Source organism: Streptomyces sp. NPDC057428 (genome assembly GCF_042803195.1).
Taxonomy (GTDB): domain Bacteria; phylum Actinomycetota; class Actinomycetes; order Streptomycetales; family Streptomycetaceae; genus Streptomyces.
The window spans coordinates 1-7,750 of the sequence record NZ_JBHVCT010000156.1 but is presented as its reverse complement, the minus strand read 5'-3'; the positions used below and the strand labels follow the sequence as shown (position 1 = coordinate 7,750).

Annotated in this window: 5 protein-coding genes and 1 pseudogene; 1 reads left to right on the top strand and 5 read right to left on the bottom strand. The window is 66.4% G+C overall.

Going from position 1 to position 7,750, the window contains the following annotated elements:
• A partial coding sequence (locus ACFU5K_RS30625; RefSeq protein WP_384067626.1) for an integrase core domain-containing protein occupies positions 1 to 134 on the top strand: 134 nt, incomplete at its 5' end.
• A gap of 50 nt (positions 135 to 184) precedes the next feature.
• On the opposite strand, the gene ACFU5K_RS30620 is transcribed toward ACFU5K_RS30625, so the two are convergent.
• The 5 genes and pseudogenes from ACFU5K_RS30620 to ACFU5K_RS30600 all read right to left on the bottom strand — a co-directional run bounded on the left by ACFU5K_RS30620 (position 185) and on the right by ACFU5K_RS30600 (position 7,033).
• A complete protein-coding gene (locus tag ACFU5K_RS30620; RefSeq protein ID WP_384067623.1) occupies positions 185 to 1,534 on the bottom strand; it encodes a hypothetical protein in 1,350 nt (449 codons plus the stop codon).
• Positions 1,535 to 2,977: 1,443 nt separating this feature from the next.
• The gene (locus ACFU5K_RS30615; protein WP_384067620.1) at positions 2,978 to 3,427 is read right to left on the bottom strand and encodes a hypothetical protein; all 450 of its coding nucleotides are present in this window, start codon (positions 3,425 to 3,427) and stop codon (positions 2,978 to 2,980) included.
• A gap of 396 nt (positions 3,428 to 3,823) precedes the next feature.
• Positions 3,824 to 4,840 (bottom strand): annotated as a pseudogene (locus ACFU5K_RS30610) (IS30 family transposase).
• Between the two features lie 280 nt (positions 4,841 to 5,120).
• Complete coding sequence (locus ACFU5K_RS30605) at positions 5,121 to 5,510, bottom strand: hypothetical protein (RefSeq protein WP_384067617.1); 390 nt, start codon at positions 5,508 to 5,510, stop codon at positions 5,121 to 5,123.
• A 674-nt stretch (positions 5,511 to 6,184) separates the two neighbouring features.
• The gene (locus ACFU5K_RS30600) at positions 6,185 to 7,033 is read right to left on the bottom strand and encodes a ParA family protein (RefSeq protein ID WP_384067615.1); all 849 of its coding nucleotides are present in this window, start codon (positions 7,031 to 7,033) and stop codon (positions 6,185 to 6,187) included.
• Between the last annotated feature and the right edge of the window lie 717 nt (positions 7,034 to 7,750).

The window sequence follows — 7,750 nt, the reverse complement described above, 5'->3', positions numbered from 1 at the left end:
AGGCGCGACTGGAGATCTTCCAGTGGCTTACCTACTACAACGCCCGCAGACGCCACAGCGCCCTCAACTACCTCTCACCAGCCGAATTCGAACAGCAACAACAGAGAGCACGTACACTCACACTCGCAGCATGAACCCCCGTGTCCACACTCCGGGGGACACCTCACCAACTCCCGTCCCCCGTTCACGCCGCGCTCACCGCCTTCCGGCACTCGCCCGCCGCCGGCTGCGGCACGCGGATCTCGTCGTCGAGCGCACGCGCCGCCAGCTCGACCATCCGCTGCCGCCAACCGACGACCTCCTCGGAAGCCGACGGCCGATCCGCGGCCCTGACCTGGCCGAGCCGCTGGGCGAGAAGGAGCTTCGCGCTGCGCTGCCGTGCCTGCTCGGCAGTTGCCCGGGCCTGCAGCTCACCGCTGCCCCGCGCCCGCTCGATGGCGAAGACCCGTTCGGCCTCCGCCTGGGCCTCCGCCGAGTCCAGCAGAGCGTCCACCGCGCGGGCTCGCTCCGCTCGCAGCAGCTCCTCGGCCAAGTTCCGCGCCTCCCAGGCCACTGCGGCCTCCGGCATCCCCTCGCGCCGCAACCGTCCCGTCACCCGGTCGACTTCGCCCTCCAGCCGGCCCCGGCACGCGGCCAGCCGACCCGCCACCACGCCCAGATCTTTCACCGGCCCTTTCACGGCGGCCGCGACCTGCGCCGCCTGCTCCACAGCCTCACGAACCGTGCGGTTGTGCGAGCACACCGGGCACAGGCCAGCGGCCTCCGGGACCCCGCACTCCTCACACGCCCGTTCCGCCAACTCCGCCTTCTCCCAATCGAGTTCCTCGCGCTGCCGCGCCCAGACCACCTCGCGGCGCGCCCGCTCCACCACGGCACGCTCGCGCCGTACAGCGTCCCGCGCAGCCCGCAGGGCGACCTCCCGGCTCAGCCGCCGTTCGACCTCCGCCTTGGCCTCGGCCGGCGCCATGCGGGGCAACTCGGCGGCCACGGCCTGGACGACCTGGTGCCGCAGCGCCCGGCGGTCCCCGATCAGCAGCTCGCAGCTTGGGCACACCAGCCCGGTGTCCATCCGCACCTGGTCGTCGCACGCCGTCGCGTAGCACTCCGCCCGCTGCGGCAGACCCCGCGACAACAGCCAGCCGACGGGCTCGCGCACCCGCTCACCGTGCTGAGCAGCAAGTCGCCGCTCCAACCGCTCGGCCAGCACTACCGGCGCTTGCTCCGAGCCCACGACCCCAGCCAGCCGCCGCAACTCGGCCTTGAGCGCCACCCGCACCCGGATACGCCCCCCGGCATGCCCGATCCGGGCCCATTCCAGCCGTACCGGGTCCAGCACCCGCTCCAGCCCCCGCGGCAACGACCACCGCAACCGGACCGGCTTTGCGACGACCGGCTCAGGAGTCGTTTTACCCTCTCCGGCTCGATCCGCCTGCTGTTCCCCGCGAAGCGGGCCACCCCGCACACCCTGCTCGTCGACCACGCCGATACTGCCCGCGCCGGAGTGGATCTCGCGCTCGTCCGCGCGCTCCGGCAACGGTGGGAACCCCAACGCGGCTTCGCCGGAAAAGCGAGACGAAGCAGTATCAGAACCACCTTGAGTAACCACCGGTGTGTGGCCAGTGTGGAGGTCTGCAGAAGCCGACGGGTCGGCTTGCTCGCGGAGACCCGTACTGACCTGGGCATTTGCCGAATCCCTGGCCGACTGATCCCCGGATGCACAAGTGGAGGCGGCGGAGGCGGCCAACATGAGGTCTTCCAGGTTCTCCTGAGCCCACCCATCACCGGCCAGCACCATTTCGTCCTCGGGAGACTCAGTCCCTGCGCACCGTGGACACGGTCCACCCTCCTGCGTCCGTTCATCCGCCAAGACGGAAGAACGGCCAGCAGGCTCCGTTGGCAATACCTTGCGTAGCCGCGCATGAGCGGCTACGACCGCTGGCACCCGAAGTCGACCGCCATCAGCGCGCTCCTCCCCCTCCAACTCGAGTTTCCCGGCGGCCACCAAGCGGTCGACCGCAGCTGCTGCGACATCGACCTCGCAACCCATCAGGCGAGCCACCGTCACATCGGCCCGTCGGATCCCCTGAGCTACCCGACCCGGGGCCATCCGTACCCGACCGTCAGCTCGGGCCTCCAGGCACAGCAGCACCATGGCCAGACGGTCCGTCGCTGCGCCCCTTTCGCGCCGCGACGCCATGAACCCAGCCAAGGTGGCGGGCTTGTCCTTCGGCGTCCATCCCGGACATGTCACCGCCTCGCAGAACCGCAACAGTGTCGCCAGCTCCCGCTTGGTCAGCTTCCCGAGCGGCGCCTCACCTGCAGCAGCGCGCGCTTCCCGCAGCGGAAGAAGCTCAAAGCGCAGTGCGACAGTCCGCCCTTCCTTGGACCGCTTCGGCGCGCACAAGATGGAACCCGACCTCTTCGCATCCGGCACCAACGTGTGCCCAACGTGCGAGACCGAGCATCCCAGCCAGCCACCAACGTCACGAGCCGTCATATCGACGACGGCAGACATCAAGGGAGCTTTCGCCAACAGGACCACGGCGGCCAGCTTGACGAGAGGACTTTGCCCAGCCAGCCGGGAGTCGTGAAGCAGCTCCCGAACTGCGGAGGCAAGAGCCGTACGCATCGCTGGAGATAGCAGAAGAGGCTCATTGGCGGCCTGCCGCTCATGAGCGAGGTTGTCGGGCGAGTGTGGGGCTGGGGCGCGCCGGGTCGTTTCGGCGTTGGGCACGACTGAACCAGCCCTCGGGCGGGTAGCTATGATCTGCTCCTGTCGAGGAGGTAGGAGAACAACGGCCATCGCGGACCGGCGCTGCCTGGGGAGGTAGAGGAGCCGATCACGTGGCGGTGTGGAGTTTGGAATTTGAGTAGTGCCTAACCTCCTCGACAGATTTGGCCCGGGTCGTGCACCCGGGCCAATCGAGCATCAGGGGGTTAGTCTGTGCGTCCCCTGAGTGCAAGTCATAAGCCGCTGCTAGCGGGCAGAGCCGACGACCTCGTTGGTCGGCCGCTTCGATGGAAGTTCCATGAACCAGAGGCCCAGCGGCGCGTAGTAGAAGGGCTCCGAAGCGAGCTTGAAGAGGGCGGAGCAGTAGGGCCCCGGGCCCGTGGCCAGTTCACATCCGGATTGGTGTACGAACAGCCCAGTGTCTGGCTGGACTTCGTCCGGCAGGGCAGCCCGCGCAGTCTCGATCGTTATTGACTCCCAGACCCGTAGCCCCTGGTCCTTGTTGGCCGGCCGACGTTCTTCCGGCCAGACGAGGCGCTTCAACGCGCCGTAGAGCCGGACCAGAACGATGTCCGACTCCACGATGTGGTGGGCGTCGATCACGCCCTCGTCAGTCGCGTCTCGCGCCACCTTGGGCAGAACATGGGCCTCTTGTGCCAGGGCTCTGAGTGACCATCCGCCCGCGGTAGTCCTCATCAATCCATCCTCACTTTCCGTTAGAGGCATCCTACCCCGTGATCGCCAGCATTTTGGTAATGACAGAACCACCTGGTGCCGCACGTCGCGCTTTCCCACGGCTTGATGACCCATCAAAAATTTCGAAATTGAGGGCAAATTAGCCCAATCAACCGTCATGGTCGCGGTAGTGACAGAAGCAGAGAGGGGTGCCGGTGAGCGTGACAGTGTCACAGTGCGAAGTTCCGCCCTTGGGCGAGTCGGGCGGCGTCTGCGGCGGTAGGCGCGCAACGTCGCGCGTATGGGTGCGTGTTGGGGTGCGTGCGTGGAAGTGGGTGAATATGTGAATCAACATATAGTTGAGGGGTCCGGCCGATGGGCGGTTTGTAGCGATCGTTGCAACACGTGGTCGGTTGTCTAGGCCGCGAGGAGTTTAGCCAGGCGCTCGGCTGGGGTTTCCCAGCCGAGCGTTTTGCGTGGGCGGCGGTTGAGCTGGTCAGCGACGGAGTCCAGGTGCTCGGGGCTGAGGACCGAGAGGTCGGTGCCCTTGGGGAAGTACTGCCGCAGCAGCCCGTTCGTGTTCTCGTTCGAGCCGCACTACCAGGGGCTGGCGGAGTCGCAGAAGCAGACCGGGATGTCGGTGGCGAGGGTGAACTCGCCGTGCCGGGCCATTTCGCTGCCCTGGTCCCAAGTCAGGGATCGCTTGAGGTGTGCGGGCAGGGTCTGGGCGGTGGCCGTCAGTGCGGTCAGGACGGTCTCGGCTGCGTGATCGCCGGGCAGGTGCAGGTGCAGGAGCATGACGTAGCGGGTTGCGCGTTCGACGAGGGTGCCGATCGCGGACTTCCCGTCCTTGCCGATGATCAGATCGCCCTCCCCGTGGCCTGGCACCGCCCGGTCCTCGGCAGGCCGTTCGCTGATCATGATCATCGGGGTGGTGAAGCGCGGCTGCCGGCAGTTGGCCTGTCGCTGGGGCCTGCGGCGGGCCCGCCCTGAGCGCAGGGCGCCGGCGAGGTCGCGCCGTAGCTGGCCCCTGCCCTGAACGTAGAGCGCCTGGTAGACGGTCTCGTGGACCACGTGCATCTCCGCCCGGTCGGGGAACCGTGCCAGCAGAGCCTGGCATATCTGTTCCGTGCTCCACTTCTCGTCCAGCATCGCCTGGACGGCGTCGCGAAGCTCCCGTTCCCGGGTGATCTTGCGGAGCTTGGGGCGGGGCCGTCGGGCATCAGCGCGGGCCTGAGCCGCGTGCGGACGATAGGCCCCGCTGCCGGAGTGGCGGTAGCGCCGGATTTCCCGGCTGGCCGTGGACGGACTGCGGCCCAGCTCCGCGGCGATCGCCCTCACGGTGGCCTTCTCCCTCAGCCGGTCCGCGATGTGGATCCGCTCGTCCTCACACAGGTACCTGAATGTGCCGGAAGGCGGCACCACCGCGGAAATCGGTGGTGCCGCCTTCCGCCTACGGTCGGCGCTGCGGCCGTTACGCCACTTGTTGCCGGTTCGCCGGTCAACACCGACGATCCTGCAGGCTTCCGTGGTTGCTGTAGCCCTGCTGCACGAGCCGGGAGTGTGCCTCCCGCTCCCGGCACAGCTTCACCGGCCCCTGAGCCCTGGTCCGCACCTCGCGGATCTCGAAGTCCATCGCACCCCTTGAACTGGGGTGCTGCAACGACCACTAGAATCTAAGATGTGGCCGGGTCCTTCAACTACGCGCTGATCCCTACCGGACTGAGGGGAATGGGCCTTCCTCGTCCGCCTCGTCAAGGAAGCGGTCGACGGCTGCGGAGACGACGTCGAGGATGATTCCTCCGCTCCCGGCACCCCGTTGGCCACGCATCGTGCGCTTGAGTCCTTTTAGGAACTCGGACATGTCCGGGGAAACACCGGCTTGAATGCTCACGCCCGGCGGGTGCTCGCCTGACCACTTCTCGATCAGCCACTCGTTGGCCAGCGACGCGAGCTCCTCAGGGCTCAGCTCGCTGATCTTTCGCAGAGCCGCATCGAGATAGTGGCCGGGCATGAGGTTGCGCTTCGAACTTGCTGCGTCGTCGTCAGCCTTGTCCAGGAGCCTGGCCTTGGTCTCGCCCTCGATTCGGCCAGACCAAGTCACCCAGTTTCGTTCAGTGCGGTGCTTGATGAACGACTGAAGGACGGTAGCTTGAACGGGGCCTGGGCTGCCTGCCTTCTTTCGCCTCGGCCTTAGGGTCGGCTCCGCCGAGGCAGCGGAAAACCCTGGCCCGTCATTGCGGCGTTGCCGTGTGGCTGGCCGACTGGGGCGAGTGCCCTCTTCTGTAGGGATCCTCTCTGGAGCGGCCGACGCGGGCGCCTCGACGATAGGCTGGTCGGTCTCCTTCCCCTGTTCGGCCAGCCGCGCCCCTGGGGGTTCTTCCGCCTCTGCCCCAGCAGCCTGATTGGGAAGGGACACTGCGTTGGAGGCGTCATCTGGAGGCAAGGTGCGGGTGGTTTCTACTGCCCCCTGCTCCCCCGCAGGAGCTTCGTCGATGTTGACAGCCCGTAGTTCGCGAGCAGGTTCCTCATCTGCGGGGGCCGGCGGCTCGGGTGCTGGAGGAAGCGCGGCGGTCGGCTCGGAGCTGCCACGGCGTTCAGATTCGGCTGCGTCGTCGCCAAGGAAGCCACCCTCGGTGGCATCGTTGCCTACGTGCTCGATGGCGGAGAAATCGAAGGATCGGGATTTCCCTCTCTTCCGCTTCGGGCTCGTTCCAGCCTCGGCTGGCCGCTTCCCGGTGCCTTCCTGTGCCTTCACCTGGTCGTCAGGAGCGGTGCTCATGTTGTCGAGCCCTTCATGCGAGCGAGGATCTCGACGGTGAGGTCCTCGTACCAGCCGCTTGCTGCATAGCTCGGCTCATCAATCACGATGGGTCGGCTGATTCCATACGAAGCAGAGATTTGCGGGCTCGTTCGGATCTGCTTGCTGAAGGGCGCGAGCTCGTGCTTCTGGAGGTACGTGTCGACAGCGTCAGCCTCATCGGTTCGCTTGGAAGGCGGCTGTGCTTCGTTGATCACCGTGCCGAGGAAGACAGGCTGGCACTTTCCCTCGGTCCTCTCGGGGACCTTCACAACGTTGTTCCGCACCACACGGGCTCCGTCGGCGGTTGCGAGCCGGGGGTTGCACACGGCGATGACGAAGTCGCCGGCGGCAAGAGCTACGGAGGACAGAGCGTCCGCGGAGGGTGGGGTGTCTACGAGGATGAAGTCGAACTCGTCCTCCACCGTCACGAGCAGCTCTCTAAGACTGGAGATGGCCTCCCACCCGCGCTTCGCTACCTCGGTTCGGGCACGGTCTGTGACGTTCATGACCGACCCGATGACGCTCAGGGTCCCAGGCTTCTCGAACTCCTTGAGGAGGACGCTTCGGTCGACCATGCGGCTGTGCAGTGGCGGCATAGCTCCGAGGTCGTCGGAGTCGAGGGCGTCGATGTAGTCGATCAGCGCGCTGCCGATGTCCTGTGGCTTGCGGGCGAACGCGCCAAGGGAGACGCCGAGCTGCCCCTGGAGTTCGAGGTCGATCATGCCGACGCGAGCTCCACCGCTGGCGAGACTTGCGCCGATATTCGCTGTCGTCGTGGTTTTGCCCACTCCACCCTTTTGGCTGGCGAGGATGATGACCTTCATGGGTGCCTTCCTCCCTCTCCCCTACCTCGCCCTGGTTGCTCGCTGTCCTGGGGCACTGTCGATGTTTGTTGGGGGTTTGAGACTGTCAGATTCACTAGGACGGTCGCAAGATTAACAGGCGGGGAGCCGTATTCCTTGCAGTACCGGCTCAGACAGCGTGTCGACGGTACTCGTTCGACTGAGACAGCGAATCTGTCAGTCTCGAACCCCCTTCTCAGTGACGCGTTATAGTGCGTTTTGTGCGATATGTAATCAATCTTGGTTGCCTCGACTGCCGGCGCCGCGTCTCCGCGTGCGGGCCTAGGGCGTCAAGTGGAGGTGCGAGGCCGTCGGCCGGGCCGTATCGCCGCGGGACAGCATGACCGCGGTAGGGCTCGCGTGAGCTGGCATCAGTGCGATGGGACGGCTGCCCGGAAGCGCGGCTCGGCGTGCGTTGGTTCGACCGGGCCAGGGTGCCCGGGGGCGCACATGGTTGTGCAGGGGTCACCGCTCGTGCGTGTTCAAGCGCGGCAGCGAGTGAGTTCGTCAGCGTTGTCCTGCGCGGGGCGTGAGGTAGCGGATGTAGGGGTTGCGTCTGCCGTGGTTGCCGCCTTGGTGTAACTGCACATGACGGGACGAGCGTCTAACGACCTTGGGGGAATTAGTGATCGTCCCGGTCGGGCCGTGACATGAGAAGGACCGCACGGGTTAGGTGAGTTGTGAAGCTTTCCTGGGCCC